The organism is Frigoribacterium sp. CFBP 8754 (assembly GCF_014841815.1).
Lineage (GTDB): Bacteria > Actinomycetota > Actinomycetes > Actinomycetales > Microbacteriaceae > Frigoribacterium > Frigoribacterium endophyticum.
The window spans coordinates 1-22,581 of the sequence record NZ_JACYUO010000010.1 but is presented as its reverse complement, the minus strand read 5'-3'; the positions used below and the strand labels follow the sequence as shown (position 1 = coordinate 22,581).

Sequence of the window (22,581 nt, the reverse complement as noted above, 5' to 3'; positions counted from 1 at the left end):
GCAGCGCGCCCCGGGGGCCTCGCCGTGGCCCCGGAGGCCTCGCCGGGCCCCCGGGGCGTCGCCGGGGCCCGGGCGGTGCCCTAGAGCGCGACCGCCTCGATCAGCACGAGCTGCTCGGGGAAGAGGACGGGCGCCTGCACGCCGCCGAGCCGCAGGGCACGGCCGCTCAGCACGACGCCGTCGAGGGCCCAGGCGAGCGGCGACTGGCCGGGCCCGGCGAGCGGGGCCGTCGGGGCCGCGAGGGCCACGCGGTAGTCGCGCTCGTCGTCGAGGCCGGGCAGCGTGACCGGTCCGGGCGGGTAGCTTGCGCTGGTGGCGACCTGGGTGAACGTGTAGAGCGCGCGGCCGAGGTCGGCCGCGACGACGCCGCGCAGGTCCATGCCCGCGTCGGGCAGGTCGGCGTGCACGACGGCCCCGGTGTGCAGCAGGTCGCGGTGGGCCTTGTGCACGGTGATCCAGGCGGCCAGCTCGTCCAGGGTCGCGTCGTCGACGTCGGGCGAGCTGATGTCCCACTCGACGCCGAAGTGGCCGGGCAGGGCGACGCCGGCGCGGAACGACAGGTCGTGGCGACGGCCGGTCGAGTGCGAGCGGGGGCCGCTGACGTGCGCGCCCATCAGCTCGACCGGCACGAGCAGGCCGGTGTGCTTCTGGTTCACGAGGCGCTCGACGGGGTCGATGCAGTCGCTCGTCCAGATGCGGTCGGTGTGGTCGAGGACGCCGAGGTCGACGCGGGCCCCGCCGGAGGCGCAGCTCTCGATCTCGAGGCCGGGGTGGCGCGTGCGCAGCGCGTCGAGCAGGCGGTAGAGGGCCAGGACGTTCTCGTGGACCGCCGGCCGTGCGGGCGAGCCGGCCCCCGCCTCCAGCAGGTCGCGGTTGTGGTCCCACTTCAGGTAGGCGACGTCGTGGTCGGTGACCAGGGCGTCGAGCTGGCCGAGGACGTGCTCGAACGCGTCGGGGTTCGACAGGTCGAGCACCTGCTGCTGGCGCGCGACGGCGGGCAGGCGGCCCTCGCCGGGCCCGAGGACCCAGTCGGGGTGCGCCCGGGCGAGCTCGCTGTCGGGGCTGACCATCTCGGGCTCGACCCAGATGCCGAACTGCATGCCGAGGCCGGTGACGTGCTCGATCAGCGGCGCCAGGCCGTCGGGCCACACCGTCTCGTCGACCCACCAGTCGCCGAGCGACGTCGTGTCGTCACGACGGCCGTGGAACCAGCCGTCGTCGAGCACGAAGCGCTCGATGCCGACGCGGGCCCCGGCGTCGGCCAGGGCGGTGAGCCGGGCGAGGTCGTGGTCGAAGTAGACGGCCTCCCACGTGTTGAGGGTCACCGGGCGGGGCGTCGAGGGGTGGCCGGGGCGGGCACGGAGGAGGCGGTGGAAGCGCGACGAGAGCTGCGTCAGTCCGTCGCCCCACGAGCCGATCGACCACGGCGTCTCGTAGCTCTCGCCCGGCCCGAGGCGGACCTCGCCGGGAGCGAGCAGCTCGGCGAGACGGGTGTGCGTCGCGCCCGTGACGATGCGCTCGACGCTGACGCGGTGGTTGCCGCTCCAGGCGAGGTGGGCGGCGTGGACGAGCCCGCGCTCGAACGCGAAGCCGGGCGTGCCGGTCGCGACGAGCAGGGTCGCGTCGGCGCCGGGGCGTCCGCGGCGGCTCTCGCGGTCGTACCGGCCGACCGTCAGGGCGTGGCGCTGGGGCGTGCGCTCGCGGAGGTGGCGGCCCGTCGTGTCGAGCACCTCGCCCGCGGTGTGCGGCAGGGGGAAGCTGGCGGCGAGCTCGCCCAGCTCGTAGGTGGCGGCGGTGTCGAGGGCGGCGGCGGCCGAGGCGTCGAGGCCGCGGGCGTCGTCGCCGGTCGAGCCCGCCGCGGTGTTGGACAGGCGGAGGCGCTGGTGCAGCAGGCCGTGCACGTCGAGCCGCAGGGTGACGACGAGGCGCAGCTCGGCGGCGGGGTCGTCGGCGGTGACGGAGACGGTGGTGCCGGGGGAGCCGGCGATGCCGGGGGCGGCGGTGGTCGCGGTGGCGGTGCTGGAGTCGCTGGAGTCGCTGGAGTCGCCGGAGGCGCCGGAGTCGGCGGCGTCGGCGGTGCCGGAGTCGCCGGAGTCGCCGGAGTCGGTCTTGCGGACGTCGAGCTCGGTGACGGTGAAGGCGGGCGAGAAGGAGGCGCCGGCACGGCTGCCGAGGAGCCCCGGCGTGCCCTGCCAGCCGTCGGACTCGAGGGGCAGGAGCGTCAGGCGGGCGGGCTCGTCGATCGCGCCCGAGGTGCGCTGGGGGCGGGAGGCGAGCACGAGGCCGGCGAGGGCGGCGTCGCTCAGCTCGCCGAGGTCGGGGCCCCAGTGGACGATGCTCGGCAGGCCCCCGCCCGAGGTGTCGAGCACGACGCTCGTGCCTCCCTGGCGGAGGTGGAGCTCGGGCGGGAGGGCATCGGTGCGGCGCTGCATGGGTTAGTTCTATGACGGAAGGAATAGGGGTGTCAAGTCGGCGTCGGGGCCCTCTCCGCGCCTCCTTTCTGTCCGCAGCGGAAGATATGCTCGGCGGGCCGCGTCTCTGCGGCCTCCGTGGGTCCGCCCGCGGCCGCGACGATGCAGGAGAGTGCCCATGGCGACGACGGAGCCCGCACTGAGCGAGTCCGGTCGCGAGCTCGTGCGCGAGGTGCTCATCCACGGGCCGATCGCGCGAGCGGAGCTCGGGCGTCGGCTGGGGCTGTCGCCCGCGAGCCTGACGCGGCTGAGCAGGCCCTTCCTCGACAGCGGGCTGTTCGTCGAGGGCGCCGTCGAGCTCGCCGGGGCGGTCGGCAGGCCGGCGAGGCCGCTCGACGTGCAGGCCGACCTGCAGCGCTTCGTCGGCGTCAAGCTGACCGGCGACCAGGCGTTCGGCGTGCTGACCGACCTCCGCGCGAGGGCGCTCGGCGAGCACGTCGCCGACCTGGCGGGTCGGTCGCCGGAGGAGGTGGTGGAGGCGCTGGTCGCGGTGGTGCAGGCGCTCACGGCGGGCTCGAGCGGCAGCGGCAGCGGCAGCGGCGTCGGCGTCGGCGTCGCGGGCGTCGAGGGCCTCGCGGGAGTCGGGGTGAGCATCGGCGGCAAGGTGACCGGGCAGAGGACGGTGCTGCGGGCGACGTTCCTCGCGTGGCGGGAGGTCGACCTGGGCGGGATGCTCGCGGAGCGGCTCGGGGTGCCGGTCGTCGTCGAGAACGACGTCGTGGCGCTGACCGAGGCGGAGCGCTGGTTCGGCCTCGGTCGCGGCGTCGACGACTTCGCCGTGGTGACGGTCGGCGCCGGCGTCGGCTACGGCCTGGTGGTCCACGGGCGGCAGGTCGTCACGCCCGACACGGGGCTCGGCCTCGGCGGGCACGTCCCCCTCGACCCGACCGGGCCGATCTGCGTCGACGGGCACCGCGGCTGCTCGACGGCGATGCTGTCGACGACGAGCATGTGCGCCTCGGCCGTGATGGGCCTCGGTCGCCGCGTCGCCTACGACGAGCTGCTGGCGCTCGCCGCCTCGGGCGACCCGGTCGCCGTGCAGGTCGTCGGCACGGCCGGCCGTTCGCTCGGCCGGATGGTCGCGGCCGTCGCGAACCTCACGATGGTCGGCACCGTGGTGCTGTCCGGCGAGGGCGTCGGCCTCGTCGACGTGCCCGTCGCCGCGACGGAGCTGCGCGCGGGCATCGCCGCAGACCGCGACCCGGACGCGTCGGAGGTGCGGGTGCTGACCGGCGCCGCGGACTTCGGGGCGTGGGCACGCGGGGCGGCGGCGGTGGCGGTGCAGGCGCGCATCGGGTCGCTGGGGGCGTGAGTCGCTTGGGCCGGGCCGGGCGCCTCGGCCCTCGCGGTCAGTTGCCGAATTGAGGGGTCCAGCGGGCTGCTTAGCCCCTCAATTCGGCAACTGAGGTGCGCGGGCGCAGCGTTGGTGTGGGGGCGGGGGCGACTAGGTGCCCCGATCTGGGGCTCGGCGGGTGCCGAGGGGCCAGGTCGAGGCACCTGGATGGGCAGGGGGAGGTGCGTCAGCGGTCGAAGAGGTCGCCCAGGCCGGGGATCGAGGAGCCCTCGTCCGGGCCGGTGTCTGCGCGGCGGCTCGTGACCAGGAGCGCCGCGACGAGAACGGCGGAGAAGGTGCCGAGCCACGCGCTGACGTGTCGGCTCAAGTCGTTCAGGAGGACGGCCCAGCGAAGGTCCGTGGTGAGCGTGCCCGCGGGGTAGGGGAGCAGCGCCGGGCCGACGAACAGCACCAGGCTCAGGGCGAGGCTCACGAGGGCGAGGCGACGGAGCCGGAGCCGGGTGATGGGGAATGTCATCAGGGTTGCTCCTGGTCGTCGGGCCGCTCCGCGACGTCACCGATCGAGGAGCGGTTCGGGGCGAGCCCCGAACGGACGCACCTGCTGCAGGCGCTCACGGCCCAGAGTGGCCGCCGCCCCCTCCTTTGTCAACATGTCAGATGTGCCATTGCGCCGCGGTCAGTTGCCGAATTGGGGGGTGGAGCGGGCTGCTTAGCCCCTCAAAACGGCAACTGAGGTGCGCGGGCGCGGCGCTGGGGTGAGCCGAGCACGACGAGGTGCCTCGAGCTGGGGCTCTGCGGGGGCCGAGGGGCCAGATCGAGGCACCTGGATGGGCAGGGGGAGGCGCGTCAGCGGTCGAAGAGGTCGCCCAGGCCGGGGATCTGGAAGCCCTCGCCGAGACCGCCGACCTGCTCGCCGAGGCCGGTGAGGCCCTCCTCGCCGGCCTGCGCGAGGCCGTCGACGCCCTCCGTGAGGCCGCCGAGGCCCTCGCCGAGCCCGGCGATGCCCTCGAGCCCGAAGTTCTCGGCCAGGCCGCCGAAGTCGACGCCGTCCGCCAGCGCACCGGAGAGGAGCGGCGCGGCCACGCTGCTGACCGCGGCACCCGCCGCGACCGTCAGGGCGAGGCCGCCGAGCGCGGCGACGCCGACCCCGGCCGCCGCGCCCGCCGCGAACGTCCCGGCGCCCGAGCCCGTGCGGGAGCCCGCGCCCGAAGTGCTGGCGCCGGTGGCGGCCCCTGCCCCGGCGCCGCCGCCGAACACACGCTGCATCAGGCCGGGGTGCGCCGTTTCGCCCCGCGTCGCCGCGCGGGCGAGGTCGTCGGTGCCGCCGCTGCGGGGCTGCTCGTGGGCGGGCAGCTCCTCGCCGAGGCGAGCCTGCACGAGCTCGCGCTGCTCGGGGGTGAGCCGCGCGAACGCGTCGCGGTGCACCTGCTCGAGCTGCTCCGGTTCGGCCGTGCGCAGGAGGTAGTCGTACTTGCCGAGGGCGACGCGGTCGGCCTCGGAGGCCCGGACCTGCGAGGCGGAGGCCCCCGCCGACGGGGCGGACTGACGGGGCTGCTGACCGGGGGCGCGCCCCGGGGCCTGGCCCGCGCCTCCTGCACCCTGCTGGCGCTCGTCACCCGTGAGCTTGTCGGCGGCGGTGCGGACGAGGTCGCGCCAGTCCGTGCCGGAGCCGGGGCGCGAGCCGCCGCGGCCGCCGGCGGACGACGAAGAAGAGGAGGATGAGGACGACGAGTCGCCGAGCGCTTTCGCGGCGGCGCCCAGGAGGCGCTTGAAGTCGGGCATGGCCACAGCGTGGCGGCCCCCGATGTGCAGACCCCCCGGAGAAGCTGCGGGAGTCATCCGAACCGGACGGTCCGCTCGTGCCGGAGCCCCCTCCGCCTCCGCCACCGCGCATCCTGCCGCGTTCTGTGGACGATGACCGTCGGCGTCGTCGGTGGATCAGACCGGGGCGCAGACGGAACGGCGTGGCACGCCGCCCCGACGCACGATCACGCCTCGAACTGGGGGCACGACGGCCGTGACGCGGCGTCGGGGCTTCGTTTAGCGTCCAGGTCACTGCGCGCGGCGACCCGCCGCCGCGGCCCTGCTCCCGAGGCGGCCGCGACCCCGACACGCGCAGAACGACCCCGAAGGCACTCCACCATGTCCTCCCACGTCTCCCTGCGCCGTCGGCGCGTCCGCACCACCCCGCTCGCCCTCGCGGCCGGCGTCATCGGCTCGATCGTGCTCAGCCTCACGATGACGGGCACGCTCTCGTCGTTCACGGCCAGCATCGCGAACGACAAGAACACCGTCGGCACGGCCTCGCTGGCCATGAAGGAGGCGCTGGTGTCGTCGTCCGTGCCCGGCACGACGAGCGGCACCACCTGCAGCAGCACCGACGGCGGCGCCGGCTCGTCGGCGGCGACCTGCTCGACCATCAACAAGTTCGGCGGCGACACCGCCATGACCCCCGGCGGCCCCGCCGCGACCACGCAGGTCAGCATCCAGGCCACGGGCACGGCCGCCGTCCGCACCTTCACGCTCTCGCCCGGCACCTGCACGCAGACCGCGACGGCCGGCTCCGCCACGACGGGGTCGGCCACCGACCTGTGCAGCAAGATCCGCGTCTCCGTCACGACCGCGGGAGGCGCCTCGGTCTTCTCCGGGACGGCGGCGGGCCTCGCCAGCGGCGGCCCGATCACCCTCACCGCGCCGAGCGGCCAGACGGCCGTGCCCTTCACCTTCGTCGTCTCGCTCGACTCGACGGCCGACAACAGCTACCAGTCGCTGACGGCCTCGATGCCGCTGACGTGGACCTTCACGGCCTGACGTCGGCGCCCCTCGCGCGTCGGCTCGGCGCGCTCCTGCTCGCCGTGGCGGTCGTCGGCGCGGTCGCCCTGGCCGTCGCGGCGGGGGCGTTCCACCACGGGGGAGGGCGCTGGTTCGTCGTGACCTCCTCGTCGATGGGGGAGGCGGCGCCGGTGGGGACGCTGGTGCTCACCGAGCCGACCCGCGCCTCCGGCCCCTCCGCCGACCTGCGCGTCGGCGACGTCGTGACCTTCCGCCCGCCGACCGTGCCGGGCGAGGTGTACACCCACCGGGTCGCGTCGACAGGCGCCGACGGCGTCCGCACCAGCGGCGACACCACCGGGGCCGTCGACCCGTGGCTGCTCGGCGACGACGACCTCGTCGGCCGGGCCGTCGCCCTGCTGCCCGGCGTCGGGTGGCTCGTGCGCGGGCTGCCCTGGCTCGCCCTCGGGGCGCTGGCGGTCTGGGCGGTCGGCACGCGCCTCCGCTCGGACTCGGCGCGCTCGGCCTTCCGCCTCGTCGCGGGCTGCGCCGTGGTGCTCGGCGTCGTGTCGGTGCTGCGCCCGTTCGTCGGGGCCGTGCTGCTCTCGACCACGGTCGACGCCGCGGGCCGGGGCGTCGCCCACGTCGTCTCGACCGGGCTCGTGCCCGTGCGGGTCGCGGCCGAGGGCGGCGGCCACGCCGACCTCGTCAGCGGGGCCGTCGGCCAGGTGCCGGTGCCCGCGGGCGCCTCCGCCGTCGACCTCACGACGTCGCTGCACCTGCCCGTCGTGGGCTGGGTCGTCATCGCGCTGATCTGCGCCTCGCCGCTGATCGCGGTGCTCACGCTGGGCCTGCCCGCGGGGGAGCCCCGGGCCGAGCGCGGCCGCCGCCGGGCGGAGCCGGCGTGAGCGGGCGGCACCTCGCGCGCCGCGCGGCGGCGCCCCGGCTCCGTGCCCTCGCCGCCGTGCTGGCCGTGGCGCTCGTCGCGGGCCTCGGCCTCGTGACCGGCTCCACCGAGGGCACGAGCGCGGCCTTCACGGCGTCCGTCCGCAACACGGGGGACCGCCTGCAGACGGCCACCTACTTCCGGTGCCCCGACGCGTGGGCCCCGCAGCGCGACGGCGCCGTCTTCCAGTGGCCGCTCGACGAGAAGGCGATCGCCCAGCTCGTGCGCGACACCTTCTCGGACACGGCCGGGGCACCGCTCTCCGGCCACACCGGCGACACGGGCGGCACCTGGCTGCGCCACAACTCGAGCGGGAGCACGGAGGTCGTGTTCACGGGTGCGGGCCGCGTGCGGAAGTCGGGCAGCACCTCGTTCGTCCTGTACCGCTCGGAGCCCGCCTCGAGCAGCCCGAACTACACGGTGAGCGCCGACGTGTTCGTGCGCAGCACCGTCGCCGCCGACGCCGTGGGGCTGGTGGGCCGCCTCAACACGGGCTCCGCGACCAGCACGACCGGCACCTACTACACGGCCCGCTACGAGCAGGCCGACAAGCGCTGGGCGCTGTGGTCCGTCGTCGACGGCGGCCAGACCCTGCTCGGGACGTCGCCCGCGACGCTCGCCGACGGCAGCACGACGCGGTTCTCGCTCGACCTGGTGGGGTCGACGATCCGCGTGCTCGTCGGCGGCGCGCAGGTGATCGCCGTCACCGACACCAGCATCACCGAGACGGGCCGAGCCGGCCTCGCGGTGGGCACCCCCGGCGGCTCGGCCTACGCGACGAGCGACACCACCGGCCTGCAGCTCGACGCCTTCGTGGTGCAGCCGACGCAGCGAGCCACCGACGTCTCCGGGCACGGCGCGACCGGCGCCTACGTCGGCTCGCAGGGCACCCTCGCCCGCCCTCCCCTGCCGAGCTGCCCCCGCGACCCCGGGGCCGCCTACGACCCCGACGGCAGCACGAGCTACGTCACGTACCCGACGAAGCAGTCCGACCCGCAGACCTTCAGCATGGAGACCTGGTTCCGCACCACCAGGCCGCAGGGCGTCGTCATCGGGTTCGGCGACTCCGCCACGGGCACCTCGACGCAGGCCGACCGTCTGCTCTACGTGAGCGCCGAGGGGCGCCTGATCTACGGGCAGCGGCCGCGCAACGTGCAGACGATCCGCACCACGACGTCCGTCACCGACGGGGCCTGGCACCACGTCGCCGTGACGTACACGCCGAAGGGCGGCATGACGATGTACCTCGACGGGCGTCGCGTCGCGTACGACGCGACGGTGCAGTCGGCGATGAACTACGACGGGTACTGGCGCGTCGGGGCCGGCACGATCCCCTCGGGGTGGCCCGTGACCCCCGACTCGCCCTACTTCGTCGGAGGGCTGCGCTACGCGGCCGTCTACTCGGTGGTGCTGACCGAGGAGCAGGTGCGGCAGCACTGGGAGGCGGGGCGGTAGGAGGCGCGGGTCGGCCGGGGCGCGGAGCGGCCGGGGGACGCGGGGCGGCCGGGGGACGCGGGGCGGCCGGGGGACGCGGGGCGGCCGGGGGACGCAGGGCGGCCGGGCTCGAGTGGTCACGAACTGCTCCTCCCGGGCGCCGGGAGGAGCAGTTCGTGACCACTCGGAGGGCCCCGGGCCGGGCCGGGGCGGACCGGGGCGTGGACCGGTCGGTCGGGGCCTGCGAGACTGAGGCGATGCCACCCGTGCTCGCAGTCCTCCCCGGCTCCAGCCCCGGCGCCTTCGACACCGGCGTCACGCTCGCCGGCTTCGTCATCGGCGTCATCGTCGTCGCGATGGTGGTGCTCATCGTGGTCAAGGTCGTGTCGGCCCGGCGTCGGGGCATCAACCCGTTGACCTTCGACGCTGAGCTCGCCGCGAAGCTCCGCGACTCGACGGTGCTGCAGCCCGAGAAGTCGGTCGAGGTGCGCCTCGCCGAGATCGACGACCTGCACGGCCGCGGGGTCATCACCGACGCCGAGCGGGAGTCGGCGCGGGCGTCCGTCCTGCGCGGGTGAGCGGGCTGGGGGCGGGGCGTGCTCCGGGGGCCGGGCCCGCGACTCCCTCAGGCCCCGAGCCGGTGGACGACGTCGTCGCCGGGGTGCCGGTGCGGCGGTACGCGGCGGCGGTGCCCGCCGGGGACGGACCCGAGGAGGCGCGGTCGGCCCCCGTGCTCGTCTGGGCCCACGGCGGAGGGTTCTTCCGGGGCGGGCTCGACCAGCCGGAGGCGCACGAGGTCGCGTCCGCCCTGGCACGCCGCGGGGTCGGCGTGGTCACGGTCGACTACCGGCTGACGCCGTGGCCGCTCGTGGGGCGGGTCGGGCGGGCCGGGCGTGGGCGCTCGCGGTTCCCGGGGCCGGTCGACGACGTGTCGGCGGTCTGGCGGAGCGTCGCGGAGGCCACGCCCGGCGGCGCGCTGATCGGCGGGGCGAGCGCGGGGGCGTGCCTCGCCGCGGCCGCCACCCTGCGGGCGATCGACGAGGGGGCGGCGCCGCGCGGGGTCGTGCTCGGCTACGGCTTCTTCCACCCCGTGCTGCCGGTCGACCGGGCACTGCAGCGGTCGGTGCGGGGGCACCGGAGGCTGTCGCACTCCCGCTGGGGGCTCGACCTAATGAACCGGAACTACGCCGGCACCGCCGCGGCGCTCGCCGAGCGGCACGCCTTCGCCGGCGGGCAGGACCTCGCCGGGTTCCCGCGCACGCTCATGGTCGACGCCGAGGCGGACTCGATGCGGGCCTCGGGCGACGCGTTCGCGCGCGAGCTGGCGGCGTCGGGCGCGGAGCTCGAGCGGCACGTGCTGCCGGGCACCCGGCACGCCTTCCTCGACCGGCCGCGGCTGGCGGAGTTCGGGGCGGCGGTGGAGCTCGTCGCGGGGTGGTGCCTTCGGGGGTGAGGGGTGCGGGGGTCGGCTGGTCCGGGGGTCGGGTGCGGGGCCCGGGGGTCGTGTGCGGGTGCGGGTGTGGGCTCTCGCGACCGGCGTCGGGGCGGTCAGCTCAGGGTCGGTCGGCGACGGCGCGCACGGCGGCGGCCGACGACCGGGCGTTCGCTCCGAGCAGGCCGAGCACGAGGGCGACGACGGCGGCCGCGACCAGCACGACGATCATCGGCCAGGGGGCGTCGACGGCGAGGCCGACGACGACGAGCAGCACGCCGAGCACCGCGGCGGCGGCGGGAAGCGTCCACCCCGGCAGCCGGTTCGCCCGCGACGACCAGCTCGGCATCGTCGCCCACTCGTGCGCGGCGCGGCGCACGGCCGGGTCGGGGTGCGCCTCGCCCCGGCCCGCGAGGCGGACGACCTCGACGCGCGTGGCGGTCGGCAGGTCGGCCCAGGTGAGCGAGGCGGCGGGGGCGGTCACGGAGGCGAGCGTAGCGGGCGCGGGGCGCCGGGCGCCGGGCGCCGGGGCGCGGGGCGCGGGGCGGGCGCGGGCGCCGACGCCGGGCAGGGGCCGACACCAGCGCGGTCACCGGAAGACGCGAGTGATCTCGCCCGTCGACCCGCGCCTCCCGCCTGTCTGCGTCGGTGGCGGGCCGATCGCTCTCAAATTCGAGAGAACGGCCGTGCAGCGCGAGGCAGGGGCGGGGCCGTCGGGGGAGGAGGTCGGGGGCGCGGGGGGCAGAACGCGAGTGATCCGGGTCGTCGGCCCGCGCCTCCCGCCTGTCGTCGTCGGTGTCGGGCCGATCTCTCTCAAATTTGAGAGGGGGGCACGCGGACGGGCGTCGATGAGCGGGGGAAGAGACGGAGCGGGGGAGGAGACGGACCGGCGAGGAGACGGACCGGGGGAGGCGCGGGGCGGGCCGGTGCGACTGCGTAGGGATGCCGTGAGGAGGCTCCCGCCCCGACACCCCCGCGCACTATGCTGCGGGAGGCCCGCGAGGGCGCGCCCGCCTCGGGACGCTCATGCCACGGGCCCGGCGCACGGGCCCGACCCGCACGCACCCCGCACCACGCACCACGCACCACGCACCACGCACCACGCACCACCCCGCACGCCCGACCACGAACGCACGACCGAGAGGCAGGTGACTCGCGACATGACCGGTGATCATGATCGTCAGGGACGCCCTCGCCTCGTCGGCGGAGCGTTCCGGATCTGACCGGCTCGGCCCGCTCCGCGGGTCGGCACCCGGCTCGGCCCGCCCCGGCGGCCGAGGCTCCCCGGCCGCCCCGGCCGCCGCGCCGGCGCAGCCCGCCCGCGCCCACGCAGCCTGCGCGCCCCCGCGCGCCCGCACCGGCCCCCGTCGCTCGCTCCCCTGCCTCCTGCACCGACAGGAGACCCGCCCATGGCACTCATCGACAACGGCATCTACGTCGGCGGCACCCGCACGCGGACGCCCGCCGACCTCCGCGAGACCTACGCCGCCCTCGACGACACCGCGGGCGGCCTCGCCTGGATCGGCCTCTTCCGCCCCAGCCCCGCCGAGCTCGACTCGGTGGCGGCCGAGTTCGACCTGCACCCGCTCAGCGTCGAGGACGCCCGCAAGGGCCACCAGCGCCCCAAGCTCGAGCGCTACGGCGAGACGCTCTTCATCGTGCTGCGCTCCGCCTGGTACGACGACGAGCGCGAGGCGGTCGAGTTCGGCGAGGTGCACCTCTTCGCGGGGCCGCGCTTCGTGCTCACCGTGCGGCACGCCGAGCGCCCCGACCTCGGCCAGGTGCGCAAGCGCCTCGAGGCCGACCCGGAGTTCCTCGCCAAGGGGTCCGAGGCCGTGCTCAGCCGCGTGCTCGACGAACTGGTCGACGGCTACGCCCCCGTCGTCGCGGGCCTGCAGGACGACATCGACGAGATCGAGGACGACCTCTTCGACGGCCAGGTCGACCCCGAGTCGTCGAAGCGCATCTACCAGCTGCTCTCGGAGGTGATCGGCTTCCAGCGCGCCATCGGGCCCCTGCCCGAGATGGTCGACTCGCTGCTGCGCGGCGCCGCCAAGTACGGCACCGACGACGAGGTGCAGGCGCAGCTGCGCAACGTGCTCGACCACACCATCCGCATCACCGAGCGCGCCGACACCTTCCGCGTGCTGCTCGAGAACGCCCTGACCCTGCACTCGACGCTCGTCACCCAGGAGCAGAACGACGCGATGCGCCGCATGACCAGCGCCAGCCTCGCCCAGGGCGAGGAGAGCCGCCGCCTCGCCCGCGCCTCGATGGAGCAGGGCGAGGAGGTCAAGAAGATCTCGTCGTGGGCGGCGATCCTCTTCGCACCGACCCTCGTCGCGTCGATCTACGGCATGAACTTCGACGTGATCCCCGAGCTGCACTGGCGCTTCGGCTACCCGTTCGCGCTCGGGCTCATGCTGCTGCTCGGCGTCGCCCTCTGGCTCGTCTTCAAGAAGAAGCACTGGCTGTAGGAGTCGCGGGCCGGCCCCCGCAGGGAGCCGTGCCCCGTCGAGATGCCTCGTCCTGGGGCGTCGGGGCCGGCGGAGGCCCAGGGCGCGTCACCTCGACGACGGCGCGGGCGCTGGCGCGCCGGCGGGCGCGGGCGCGGGCGCGCCGGGCGTCGCGGGCGGCACGCCGTTGAGGCGGTAGTCGCCGACGGCGCGCTCGCGGAGGATCGCCGGGTTGTGCGACGCGATCGTCCGCGCGTTCCGCCAGTGGCGGTCGAGCGCGAGCTCCGTGTCGACCGCGGAGGCGCCTCCCACCTCGAAGAGGGAGGTCGCCGCCTCGAGCACCAGCGGCAGCACGACCTGCTGCGCCTCGAAGACCCGCACGAGCGCCTCCTCCCAGCGGGAGCCGTGGCCGTCGTCGGCGGCGCCCGCGCGGTCGGCGGCGTCGACGTGCCGCACCGCGGCGAGCGTGATCGCCTCGACCGACGACGCGATGCTCGACAGCCGCCCGACGACGCGCTGCACGAGCGGGTCCTCGCGGGGCGACGACGTGCCGCCGACGCCGAAGGTGCGCGTGCGGGGCCGCACGAACGCCACCGCGTCGCGGACGACCGCCCGCGCGGTGCCGCTCAGCGCCGCGAGCAGCACGAGCTGGTAGAGCGACTGCGCGTGCGCGAGCGGGCGGCGCTCGGCGTTCTCGCCCCACGGGATGACCTGGCGCGGGTCGACCACGACGTCGTCGAAGACCGTCGTGCCGCTGCCGGTGAGCCGCTGGCCGAAGCCGGCCCAGTCGTCGACGCGGGTGACCCCGGGGGCGTCGGCGCGGACGCTCAGCGCGACCCGCTCGCCGTCGCGGTCGCCCCCGACCCGCACCGCCCCGACCCAGATCCAGTCGGAGTAGATCGTGCCGGTGCTGTAGTACTTGCGACCGGTGAGCACGAGGTCGTCGCCGCGCTGCTCGAGCCGCGTCGTCACCTCGGTCGCCGCGCCGCGCTCGGCCTGCGCGTTGCCGACGAGGACGTCGCCCGCGGCCAGCCGGTGCAGCCACTCGTCGCGCAGCGGCCCGTCGGGCTGCGCCCGCTGCGTCTCGACGAAGGCCACGTGCCCGCGGAGCAGCTGCGGCAGGTTCGAGTCGGCCTCCCCGAGCCGGACGAGGAGGCGGTACTCCTGTTCCAGCGACGCTCCCCACCCGCCGTGCGAGACCGGCACCCGCAGCGCACCGAAGCCGGCCCGTCGCAGCTCGTCGACCTCGGCCACGGGGAGGCGGCGCTCGCGCTCCCGGGCGACGGCGCCGGCCGCGATGCGCTCCAGCACCGGGGCGAACGCGGCCTCGACGCGGGCGTCGACCCGCGCCTCCTCGCGGGCGTCGACCCGCGCCTCCTCGGGGCTGCCCTGCTCGCCCGTCGTCCGGTCGGTGGTCTGCGTGTCGTGGCTCATGAGGTCCTCTCGGTCGAGCTCCATTCCTCGCAGACGGACGGCTGCTCGACCACCCCCGGCGTCACGCGGCGACACGTCCCGTCACGCACCGTCACTCTCCGTCACGCGTCGACACGGACGCTTCACCGACGGCCTCCCGGCTGGCACAGTCGCTCCCCACCAGCACCACCACGATCACCACGACGACACCCAGGGGAGACACCATGAGCGAGCAGCACGACCACCACGACGACCAGGCCGGCCGCACCGACGGGGCCGAGGGGCACGACCCGGCACCCGGCGCCGAGAGGGCCGACCGGCCCGCGGGCGGCCTCCGCGCCGGCCTCGACGAGGCGCGCCGGAAGCGGCGCCGAGCGCTCTTCACCGTGCTCGGCGTCGCCGGCGTCGCGGCGCTCGTCGGCGGGGGAGTGCTCGTCGGCACCGCCGTCGGGGGCGGCACCGACCCGGCCGACGCGGCGGACGGCGACGTCGAGCGGCTCAGCGTCCGCATCGCGGGCAGCGGCGAGAGCGAGCTGCAGGACGCGGTGGCGACGGTCGCGGCGGAGGACGGCCTCGACGTGGAGTGGGTCAACTTCGACGACTGGACGCTGCCCAACTCGGCGCTCGTCGCGGGCGAGGTCGACGCGAACGCGTTCCAGCACACGGCCTTCCTCAGCGCGTACAACACGGCGAACGACACCGACCTGACGCCCGTGTTCTCGACGTCGATCAGCCAGTGGGGCGTCTTCTCGGCGACGAAGTCGTCGCTCGACGAGCTCGAGCAGGGCGACCACGTGGCGATCCCCGACGACGCGGCGAACAGCGGACGGGCCCTCGGGATCCTCGAGGCGGCCGGCCTGATCGAGGTCGACGACGGGGCCGGGATCTTCCCGACCGTCGACGACGTCACGGAGAACGACCTCGGCCTGCAGTTCGTGCCCATCGGCGCGACGACCATCCCGACCCAGTTCGACGACCCGAGCATCGACGCGGTCGTCGTCGGCACGTCGTACTTCGACCCCTCGCAGGAGATCGACGCCGACGACGCGCTCTACCTCGACGACGCGCTGAGCGACGGCTCGCGACCCTACGTCAACGCGGTCGTCACCCGGGCCGACGACGTCGACGACCCCGCGTGGGACGTGCTCGAGGACGCCTACGCCGACCCGCGCGTCGCCGAGGCGCTCGAGCGCGACTCGTTCGGGGCCGTGGTGCTGGTCGACGTGTCGGCCGACGACCTCCGGGCGACGCTCGCCGAGCTCGAGGCGGCGGCCCGCGAGCAGGCGTCGTGAGCGCGGCGGGGGGCACCGCGGCGGCCGTGGCCGTCGGCGGGGCGGGCGCGGACCTCGGGGAGGCGGGCCTCGCCCTCGGGGGGCCGGGCGCGGCGACCGAGCCGACCCGCGACTCCTCGGTGACCGGGGCGGGCGACGCGATCGTGGAGTTCCGCGGGGTGTCGAAGTCGTACGAGGTGCAGGGCCGCCGGGTCGACGCGCTGCGCGACGTGAGCCTGTCGGTCGAGCGCGGCGACGTCTTCGGCATCGTCGGCTGGTCGGGGGCCGGCAAGTCGACGCTGCTGCGGACGGTCAACGCCCTGGAGCGGCCCACGGCGGGCTCGGTGCACGTCGACGGGCGCGAGATCTCGGCGCTGCGGGGGCGGCAGCTGCACCGGGCGCGGCAGCGCATCGGCATCGTCTTCCAGCAGTTCAACCTGCTCCAGTCGCGCACGGTCTACGGCAACGTGGCGTACCCGCTCCGGCTCGCCGGGCTCTCGCGCGACGCCACCGTCGACCGCGTCGAGGAGCTGCTCGACTTCGTCGGCCTCGGCCACAAGGCGCTCGACCACCCGTCGCAGCTCTCGGGCGGGCAGAAGCAGCGGGTCGGCATCGCCCGGGCGCTCGCGACGAAGCCCGACGTGCTGATCAGCGACGAGGCGACGAGCGCCCTCGACCCGCAGACGACCGGCGAGGTGCTCGACCTGCTCCGCCGCGCGAACGACGAGTACGGCGTGACCATCCTGCTCGTGACGCACGAGATGGACGTGATCCGCTCGATCGCCGACCGGGTCGCGGTGATGCAGGACGGCGAGGTCGTCGAGACCGGCTCGGTCTACGACGTCTTCGCGTCGCCGCGGCACCCGACGACGTCGCGGTTCGTCTCGTCGGTGCTGCACCACCGGGCGTCCGCGGCCACGCTGACGCGCATCCGCCAGGTGCACACGGGCCGGCTCGTGCACCTGCACGTCGTCGACCGCGACTCGAACGACCCCTTCCTGTCGCGGGTCGCCCGCGAGCACGGCGTCGACGTCAACGTGGTCTACGGCGGGGTGAGCGAGCTGCAGTCGCGGCTGTTCGGCGACCTGACCGTCGAGCTGCTCGGCGACGACGACCGGGTGGAGGCGGCGCTCCGCGACCTGCGCCGCACGACGACGGTGGAGGAGGTGGGGGCCCGTGCGTGACCTCGACCCCGCGGTGCTCTGGCCGAAGATCGGTGCGGCGCTGCTGCAGACGCTCCAGATGGTGACGGTGTCGTTCGTGCTCGCGACGCTCTTCGGGCTGCTGCTCGGCCTCGTGCTCTACTCGACGCGGCGCGGAGCGCTGCTCGAGAACGCGGCGGTGTCGACGGCGCTGAACGCGGTGATCAACGTGGTGCGGCCCATCCCGTTCATCATCCTGATCGTGGCGATCTCGCCGCTGACGAGGGCGGTGATCGGCACCAGCATCGGCACCGGCGCCGCGATCTTCGCGCTGACGATCGTGGCGACGTTCTCGATCGCGCGGATCGCCGAGACCAACCTCGTCGCCGTCGACCGCGGCGCCGTCGAGGCCGGCGCGGCGATGGGTGCGTCGCCGCTGCGGGTGCTCGGCACGATCGTGGTGCCGGAGGCGCTCGGCCCGTTGACCCTCGGGCTCACCTACATCTTCGTCGCCCTGGTCGACGCGACCGCGGTCGCGGGCCTCGTGGGCGGCGGCGGGCTGGGCAACCTCGCCATCACCTACGGCTACCAGCGCTTCGACACCGTGGTGATGGTCACGGTCATCGTGCTGATCATCGTGCTGGTGCAGGCGGCGCAGCTGCTCGGGAACCGGGTGGCGCGGAGGGTGCTGCACGCGTGACGGGTGCGGGCCGCGCCGCGGGCACGCCGTGCGCGCGTGCACGTCCTCCTGGTGAGTTGCCATTTTGGGGGGCTCATGAGCGCCTGGAGGCCCTCAAAGTGGCAACTCAGGGGACGCGGTGATCGAGGTGACTCGTCCTGAGGTCTCGACGGCGTGGGGGGCCCAGGACGAGTCACCTCGATGACGGAGGGCGCGGCCGCGGCCGCGGCAGCCGCGACTAGGGCAGCAGGCCCGAGCGGTAGGCCCAGATCACGGTCTGCAGCCGGTCGCGGGCGTCGAGCTTCGTCATCACGCGGGTGAGGTGCGACTTGACGGTGCTCGTCTCGATCACCAGGCGCTCGCCGATCTCGTCGTTGGAGAGCCCCTCGCCGAGCAGCCGCACGATGCTCTGCTCGCGGGGCGTCAGCACGTCGACGGGCGGGCCCGCGAGGGTGGCGGCCCGGCGCCGCGTGAACTCCTCGATCACGCGACGGGTGGTCGCACCGTCGATCGCGGCCCGGCCGGAGGCGAGCGCGCGCACGGCGGCGACGAACTCCTCGGGCTCGGCGTCCTTGAGCACGAAGCCGCGTGCCCCCGCCTCGAGCGCCCCGAAGACGTACTCGTCGAGGTCGAAGGTCGTCGCCACCAGCACGGCGGGCCCGCCGCCGGCACCGGCGCTCGTCGAGCCGGCCCCACCGCCGCCGACGGCGCCCGTCGCGCCGGCACCGGCGACCGCCACACCTGAGCCCGCCGCACCCGCAGCACCGGCGACCGCCACACCTGAGCCCGCCGCACCCGCCGCACCGGCGGTGATCGCCCGCGTCGCCTCGATCCCGTCGCCGCCCGGCATGCGCACGTCCATCACGACGACGTCGGCCCGCGTGTGCTGCAGGAGCGTCACCGCCTCGCGGCCGCCCGCGGCCTCGCCCACGACCTCGATGCCCCCGGCGGTCTCGAGCACCACCCGGAACCCCGCCCGCACGATGGACTGGTCGTCGACCAGCACGACGCGGATCACGCGCCGCTCCCGTCGCCGGCCGTCGTGCCGCCGATCGCGGTGCCCGACGCGCCGACCCCCGCAGGCCCGGCAGGCGCCCCGGGCGCCCCAGCCGCCCCGCGCGCAGCAGTCGCCACGTCGGCCTCGACCGGCAGCTCCAGCCGCACCCTCCACGAGCCCGCCGCCGTCGGCCCCGCCTCGAGGCGTCCGCCGACGAGCGCGGCCCGCTCGCGCATCCCGACCAGCCCGTAGCCCGGGGCCGTGCGGCCGGCCGTCGCGGGCATCGCGTTCTCGACCACCACGACGAGGCGGCGCGGCTCGGCCAGGAGGTCGACGGCCACGGGTGCTCCGGGAGCGTGCCTGCGGGCGTTGACCAGCGCCTCCTGCACCGTGCGGTAGGCGGTGACGTCGGCCAGCGGGGGCAGCGTCGGCAGTGACCCGTCGGCCCGCACCTCGACCACGGTGCCGGAGGCGCGGGCCGAGTCGACGAGGGAGCCCACGTCGCCGAGCCCCGGCACCGGCACGCTGCCGTCGGCGTCGTCGCCGGTCTCGCGGAGGATGCCCACGATCGAGCGCAGCGCGTCGAGCGTCTCGCGGCCCTGGGAGCGGACGCTGCGCAGCGACTCCTTCGCGCGCTCGGGGTCGCCGTCGACGAGCCGCTCAGCGGCGCCCGCCTGCACGACGAGCCCGGTGAGGTGGTGGGCCGCGACGTCGTGCAGCTCGCGGGCCATGCGGGTGCGCTCCGCGGCGACCGCGGCCCGGGTCAGGGTCGCCTGGTGCTCGACCGTCTCGGCGGCGCGGGCCCGGACGTCGTGCTCGTGCCGGCGGCGCAGGGCGACCCACGAGCCGACGGCGGCGCTGACCCCGACGATCAGCACGGCGCTCGTGATGAGGGCCAGCGCCTCGGCGGCCGGGTCGAGGAGGTCGAGCGAGGGCAGGGCGACCGCTCCGAGCGCCCGCTTCGCGACGCCCGTCGCACCGACGACCGCCCCGACCGCCGCGACGGCGACCGCGGCGACCCCGGCGCCGACGACGACCCGCGTGGGCCGCAGCGAGCCGACCGTGTAGGCGAGCACGACCGGCGCCGCCGTCCACAGCGCGATGCCGGACGGCAGGACGGCGAGCAGCGCGGCCTGCAGCACCATGACGGCGAGGAGGGCCGGGACCGGCCGCACGCGGCGGAGCGCCAGGGGCACGTGCTGAGCGAGGGCGAGCCCCACGACCAGCCCGACCTGGGCGGGCGGCACGACGCCGCCCCGGTCGGCGCCGAGCAGCTCGCCGGCCGCCTGCAGCCCGGCGAGGAAGGCGAGGGCGACCAGGGCCCAGGCGGCCGCGAGCACGACGTCGCGGCCCAGGTCGCTCCGCACGCCCACCCGGGCCAGGGCCCGGCGGAGCGCCGAGGGGCGGGGGGAGGCGGTGGCGGTGGTCACGGTAGGAGCTTGCCAGGTGCCGCCGGTCGCCGGGGCGGCCGGGGCCGCCGTGTGCGGGCGGTCGAGGGGCGCGTCGCCCTGTGAGGGGGTCATCAGTAGCTCACGCTCGGCGAGATGAGCCGGTACGCCAGCGCGAACCAGGCCAGGGCGACCAGGGCCAGCACGACCAGCACGCGACCCGTCACCACGAGGGCGCCGCGACGGTCGCGGACGGCCTGCCAGGTCGCCAGCACCGCCGGCACGACGGCGAGCACGCCGACCACCTGCAGCACCTGGAGCACGCGCAGCGACACCGCGGGCACGTCGACGAACGACAGCGCCTGCACGGCGACCAGGGCCCAGCCGACGAGGGCGACCACGGTCGCGAGCTGGCCGAGGCGCGAGAGCAGCAGGGTGCGACGACCCCCACGGGCTGCGGCGTCGGCAGGAGCCGTGGCCGGCAGCTCTCCGCGGCGGCGGCGCCCGGCGCCGGCGACGGCGACCGCCGGCCAGGCGACCAGCGAGACGAGCAGCACGACGACCGACAGGGCCACCGTCGGCAGCACCAGCGAGGCGGTGCCCCAGACGGGTGCTCGCAGCAGGGTGAAGGAGGCGCCCCACGAGATCGCCGACACGGTCGCGTCGTCGTCGCCGTCGGTGCGCGTCGCGAGCACGGCGTCGCCGCCGACCTCGCGCCAGGCGTTCGCGCCCACCTGCTCGTACACGCCGGTGGTCGTCCCGAGCGGCTTCGGGGTGACCGCGACGGTGCCGTCGCTGCGCGGCACGACCGTGGTCTGGCCGCTGAGCGCGAGCAGGGCGCCGGGGTTGCTGAAGGGCGATCGGGAGGAGATGTACGTGCCTGCGAGGGCGGCCGCGGCGCTCGCGTCGCCGGACGACGCGGAGCCGGGGGAGGTGTCCGCGACCGTCTCGGCGTCGGGGCCGGCCTCGGCGGCCGCGCCCGTGCCTCCTGCACTGGCTCCCTCGTCGTCGCGCAGGTAGCGGTCGGCGAAGCCCTCGAGCAGGGTGGTGCGCAGCTCGCTCGAGTCCATCGGGTCGCGTCCGTTGCCGTTCAGGGTGACGAAGATGCCGGCGTCCTGCTCGGGGAACATCCGCATCGCGGTGTGGAAGACCTGCGTGTCGCCGTCGTGGCCGAAGGCGGGCAGGCCGGGCGTGCTGTCGTCGAAGAAGGCGAGGTCCATGCGCTGGCCCTCGGCGAGGGTGCCGAGGTCGTCGGCGTCGAGCGCGGGGCGGTGCATCTCAGCGAGCGTGTCGGCCGTGAGCAGCGACTGGTCGGCGGGCAGGTCGCCGAGGTGGGCGAGCATGAACCGGGCCATGTCGGTGGCGCTCGACGTCATCGCCCCCGCCGGTGCGGCGTTCACGACCTCGGTCGGCCACGACGGCTGCGAGTCGTCGGGGTAGCCCTTCGCGAGGCGGGCGTCGAGGTCGGCGGGCAGCGGCTGCTCGAACGACGACGACGTCATGCCGACGGGCCCGAACACCTCCTCCTGCACGAGCTCGGCGAACGGCTCGCCGCTGACGCGCTCGGCGACGTAGCCCGCGAGCGAGGCGCCGTAGTTCGAGTACGCGGGCGTCGTGCCCGGGGCGAAGACCTGCTCGGGCGGGGCGGCCGACACGGCGTCGCGCAGCGACACCTCGCTGCCGGGCGTGCCGATCAGGCCGGCGATGACCTCCTCGAAGCCCGAGGTGTGGGTCAGCAGGTGGCGCAGCGTCACGGCGCCCTTCGGGGTGTCGAGGTCGAAGTCGAGGTACTGCTGCACGTCGGCGTCGAGGTCGAGCCGGCCGTCCTCGACGAGCCGCATCACGGCCGTCGCGGAGACGACCTTCGAGACGGAGCCGACGCGGAAGAGCGTGTCGTCGGGGTCGACGGGCCGGGCCGGGTCGCCCTCGGTGCCCGTGTCGGCCAGCCCGTAGCCGCGGGCGGTCAGCAGCTGGCCGTCGGCCACGACGCTGACGGAGGCGCCGGGGATGCCCGTCGTCTGCAGCGCGGAGCCCAGGGCCCCGTCGAGCCAGGAGTCGACGTCGGAGGCGGTGAGGGCGTGCCCGCCGGGCTGGTGCTGCGGCGGGGCGGGGGGAGCGGGCTCGGCGGAGGCGGTGCCCGTGCAGGCCGCGAGCGGCAGGGCGAGAGCGACGACGGCCGCGGCGGCGGCGAGGCGGGGCAGGAGTCGGCGGTCGCGGCGGCCCCTCGGGGCCCCGCTCTCGGCGTGTGTCGATGTCATGACTCCACGCTCGCGCCCGGAGCGCGCCGCCACAGGGTGCGCAGGTCGTGACCTCGCCTACGACCTCCGACGCAGGTGCAGGGCCGACCCGGCGCACCGTCGGTGCACCCCGGGCACGCGGAAGACCCCCTCCTGCTCACGAGCAAGAGGGGGTCCCACCGGGATGCCGGCCCTACGTCGAGGGATGCAGCACCGGCGCGGTCGTCACCGAGCAGCGGGAGAGTGCTACTTGGTGGCGACGGTGATCTTCGCGACGCCGACGAGCATCTCGTCCTGGACGGCGTCGGTCTTGAAGGTCTGGTTCAGCAGCGCGGCCGCGTCGGGGCTGACGTGCACCGTGGTGCCCTCGAGGATGGCGTTGTCGCCCTCGGTCTGGAGGGGCTTCAGCGAGCCGCCGTAGAGGTTGAAGAGGTAGGCGTCCTCGGCGGCGACGGTGCCGTTGGCGGTGACGGTGCCGTAGAGCTTCGACTCGCCCGGGTCGATCCGGAAGTCGGTGAGCTCGACGACGGTGCCGTCGGCGGCGGTCAGCGACAGGCCGGAGCCGTCGTGGTCGATCTCGCCCTGGACGTAGGGACGGACGTCGCTGGCGGGGTCGTAGTAGTCGACGTTGCCGCCCGTGATCGGGAAG

At 75.7% G+C, this 22,581-nt stretch carries 18 protein-coding genes and 1 pseudogene; 10 read left to right on the top strand and 9 right to left on the bottom strand.

Going from position 1 to position 22,581, the window contains the following annotated elements; translation table 11 throughout:
- Positions 1-80: 80 nt before the first annotated feature.
- Positions 81-2,432 (bottom strand): alpha-galactosidase, encoded by a 2,352-nt coding sequence (locus tag IFT72_RS15300; RefSeq protein ID WP_192046985.1) that lies wholly within the window; start codon positions 2,430-2,432, stop codon positions 81-83.
- 157 nt (positions 2,433-2,589) lie between these two features.
- Here IFT72_RS15300 and IFT72_RS15295 point away from each other — a divergent pair, with 157 nt between their 5' ends.
- Entirely contained in the window at positions 2,590-3,783 is a 1,194-nt protein-coding gene (locus tag IFT72_RS15295) for an ROK family protein (RefSeq protein ID WP_192046984.1), read from the top strand.
- A 208-nt stretch (positions 3,784-3,991) separates the two neighbouring features.
- Here the strand turns inward: IFT72_RS15295 and IFT72_RS15290 are convergent, their stop codons facing one another.
- Both IFT72_RS15290 and IFT72_RS15285 read right to left on the bottom strand, forming a co-directional pair.
- Positions 3,992-4,282, bottom strand: coding sequence for a hypothetical protein (locus IFT72_RS15290; protein ID WP_192046983.1), 291 nt, complete (start codon positions 4,280-4,282; stop codon positions 3,992-3,994).
- A 329-nt stretch (positions 4,283-4,611) separates the two neighbouring features.
- Positions 4,612-5,547, bottom strand: coding sequence for a cation-transporting ATPase (locus IFT72_RS15285; RefSeq protein ID WP_192046982.1), 936 nt, complete (start codon positions 5,545-5,547; stop codon positions 4,612-4,614).
- A gap of 360 nt (positions 5,548-5,907) precedes the next feature.
- Here IFT72_RS15285 and IFT72_RS15280 point away from each other — a divergent pair, with 360 nt between their 5' ends.
- The 5 genes from IFT72_RS15280 to IFT72_RS15260 all read left to right on the top strand — a co-directional run bounded on the left by IFT72_RS15280 (position 5,908) and on the right by IFT72_RS15260 (position 10,370).
- On the top strand, positions 5,908-6,576 hold the full coding sequence (locus IFT72_RS15280; protein ID WP_167261762.1) for a hypothetical protein: 669 nt from the start codon (positions 5,908-5,910) through the stop codon (positions 6,574-6,576).
- Positions 6,558-7,445, top strand: coding sequence for a S26 family signal peptidase (locus IFT72_RS15275; protein ID WP_192046981.1), 888 nt, complete (start codon positions 6,558-6,560; stop codon positions 7,443-7,445). The genes IFT72_RS15280 and IFT72_RS15275 overlap by 19 nt, the downstream gene beginning before the upstream one ends.
- On the top strand, positions 7,442-8,938 hold the full coding sequence (locus tag IFT72_RS16785; RefSeq protein WP_056051895.1) for a LamG domain-containing protein: 1,497 nt from the start codon (positions 7,442-7,444) through the stop codon (positions 8,936-8,938). Before IFT72_RS15275 ends, IFT72_RS16785 begins: the two co-directional genes overlap by 4 nt.
- A gap of 236 nt (positions 8,939-9,174) precedes the next feature.
- Positions 9,175-9,495: an SHOCT domain-containing protein gene (locus IFT72_RS15265; RefSeq protein ID WP_192046980.1), complete on the top strand. Its 321-nt coding sequence runs from the start codon at positions 9,175-9,177 to the stop codon at positions 9,493-9,495.
- Between the two features lie 62 nt (positions 9,496-9,557).
- Positions 9,558-10,370 (top strand): alpha/beta hydrolase fold domain-containing protein, encoded by an 813-nt coding sequence (locus IFT72_RS15260; RefSeq protein ID WP_192046979.1) that lies wholly within the window; start codon positions 9,558-9,560, stop codon positions 10,368-10,370.
- Between the two features lie 100 nt (positions 10,371-10,470).
- Here the strand turns inward: IFT72_RS15260 and IFT72_RS15255 are convergent, their stop codons facing one another.
- Positions 10,471-10,833: a hypothetical protein gene (locus tag IFT72_RS15255; RefSeq protein WP_192046978.1), complete on the bottom strand. Its 363-nt coding sequence runs from the start codon at positions 10,831-10,833 to the stop codon at positions 10,471-10,473.
- A gap of 925 nt (positions 10,834-11,758) precedes the next feature.
- Here IFT72_RS15255 and IFT72_RS15250 point away from each other — a divergent pair.
- Positions 11,759-12,826: a magnesium and cobalt transport protein CorA gene (locus IFT72_RS15250; RefSeq protein ID WP_056051908.1), complete on the top strand. Its 1,068-nt coding sequence runs from the start codon at positions 11,759-11,761 to the stop codon at positions 12,824-12,826.
- 87 nt (positions 12,827-12,913) lie between these two features.
- On the opposite strand, the gene IFT72_RS15245 is transcribed toward IFT72_RS15250, so the two are convergent.
- A complete protein-coding gene (locus IFT72_RS15245; RefSeq protein WP_192046977.1) occupies positions 12,914-14,239 on the bottom strand; it encodes an acyl-CoA dehydrogenase family protein in 1,326 nt (441 codons plus the stop codon).
- Between the two features lie 203 nt (positions 14,240-14,442).
- Between IFT72_RS15245 and IFT72_RS15240 the strand changes: the two genes are divergently transcribed.
- The 3 genes from IFT72_RS15240 to IFT72_RS15230 are packed head-to-tail and all read left to right on the top strand — an operon-like array spanning position 14,443 to position 17,331.
- Complete coding sequence (locus IFT72_RS15240; protein ID WP_192046976.1) at positions 14,443-15,510, top strand: MetQ/NlpA family ABC transporter substrate-binding protein; 1,068 nt, start codon at positions 14,443-14,445, stop codon at positions 15,508-15,510.
- Positions 15,507-16,673, top strand: coding sequence for a methionine ABC transporter ATP-binding protein (locus IFT72_RS15235; RefSeq protein WP_371741321.1), 1,167 nt, complete (start codon positions 15,507-15,509; stop codon positions 16,671-16,673). The genes IFT72_RS15240 and IFT72_RS15235 overlap by 4 nt, the downstream gene beginning before the upstream one ends.
- Positions 16,666-17,331: a methionine ABC transporter permease gene (locus tag IFT72_RS15230; RefSeq protein ID WP_056051911.1), complete on the top strand. Its 666-nt coding sequence runs from the start codon at positions 16,666-16,668 to the stop codon at positions 17,329-17,331. Before IFT72_RS15235 ends, IFT72_RS15230 begins: the two co-directional genes overlap by 8 nt.
- Before the next feature lie 217 nt (positions 17,332-17,548).
- Here the strand turns inward: IFT72_RS15230 and IFT72_RS15225 are convergent, their stop codons facing one another.
- The 4 genes and pseudogenes from IFT72_RS15225 to IFT72_RS15210 form a co-directional block, all read right to left on the bottom strand.
- Complete coding sequence (locus IFT72_RS15225) at positions 17,549-18,328, bottom strand: response regulator (RefSeq protein WP_192046975.1); 780 nt, start codon at positions 18,326-18,328, stop codon at positions 17,549-17,551.
- A complete protein-coding gene (locus tag IFT72_RS15220) occupies positions 18,325-19,737 on the bottom strand; it encodes a sensor histidine kinase (protein WP_371741320.1) in 1,413 nt (470 codons plus the stop codon). The genes IFT72_RS15225 and IFT72_RS15220 overlap by 4 nt, the downstream gene beginning before the upstream one ends.
- A gap of 92 nt (positions 19,738-19,829) precedes the next feature.
- The gene (locus IFT72_RS15215; RefSeq protein WP_192046973.1) at positions 19,830-21,953 is read right to left on the bottom strand and encodes a serine hydrolase; all 2,124 of its coding nucleotides are present in this window, start codon (positions 21,951-21,953) and stop codon (positions 19,830-19,832) included.
- 225 nt (positions 21,954-22,178) lie between these two features.
- Positions 22,179-22,581 (bottom strand): annotated as a pseudogene (locus tag IFT72_RS15210) (hypothetical protein); the annotation flags it as partial.

What these genes read in the sequence shown, in the direction of transcription:
- IFT72_RS15295 (WP_192046984.1), top strand. Translation starts at nt 2,590, where the DNA reads ATGGCGACGACGGAGCCCGCACTGAGCGAGTCCGGTCGCGAGCTCGTG.
- IFT72_RS15215 (WP_192046973.1), bottom strand. Translation starts at nt 21,953, where the DNA reads ATGACATCGACACACGCCGAGAGCGGGGCCCCGAGGGGCCGCCGCGAC.
- IFT72_RS15265 (WP_192046980.1), top strand. Translation starts at nt 9,175, where the DNA reads ATGCCACCCGTGCTCGCAGTCCTCCCCGGCTCCAGCCCCGGCGCCTTC.
- IFT72_RS15300 (WP_192046985.1), bottom strand. Translation starts at nt 2,432, where the DNA reads ATGCAGCGCCGCACCGATGCCCTCCCGCCCGAGCTCCACCTCCGCCAG.
- IFT72_RS15245 (WP_192046977.1), bottom strand. Translation starts at nt 14,239, where the DNA reads ATGAGCCACGACACGCAGACCACCGACCGGACGACGGGCGAGCAGGGC.
- IFT72_RS15285 (WP_192046982.1), bottom strand. Translation starts at nt 5,547, where the DNA reads ATGCCCGACTTCAAGCGCCTCCTGGGCGCCGCCGCGAAAGCGCTCGGC.
- IFT72_RS15280 (WP_167261762.1), top strand. Translation starts at nt 5,908, where the DNA reads ATGTCCTCCCACGTCTCCCTGCGCCGTCGGCGCGTCCGCACCACCCCG.
- IFT72_RS15250 (WP_056051908.1), top strand. Translation starts at nt 11,759, where the DNA reads ATGGCACTCATCGACAACGGCATCTACGTCGGCGGCACCCGCACGCGG.
- IFT72_RS15290 (WP_192046983.1), bottom strand. Translation starts at nt 4,282, where the DNA reads ATGACATTCCCCATCACCCGGCTCCGGCTCCGTCGCCTCGCCCTCGTG.
- IFT72_RS15240 (WP_192046976.1), top strand. Translation starts at nt 14,443, where the DNA reads ATGAGCGAGCAGCACGACCACCACGACGACCAGGCCGGCCGCACCGAC.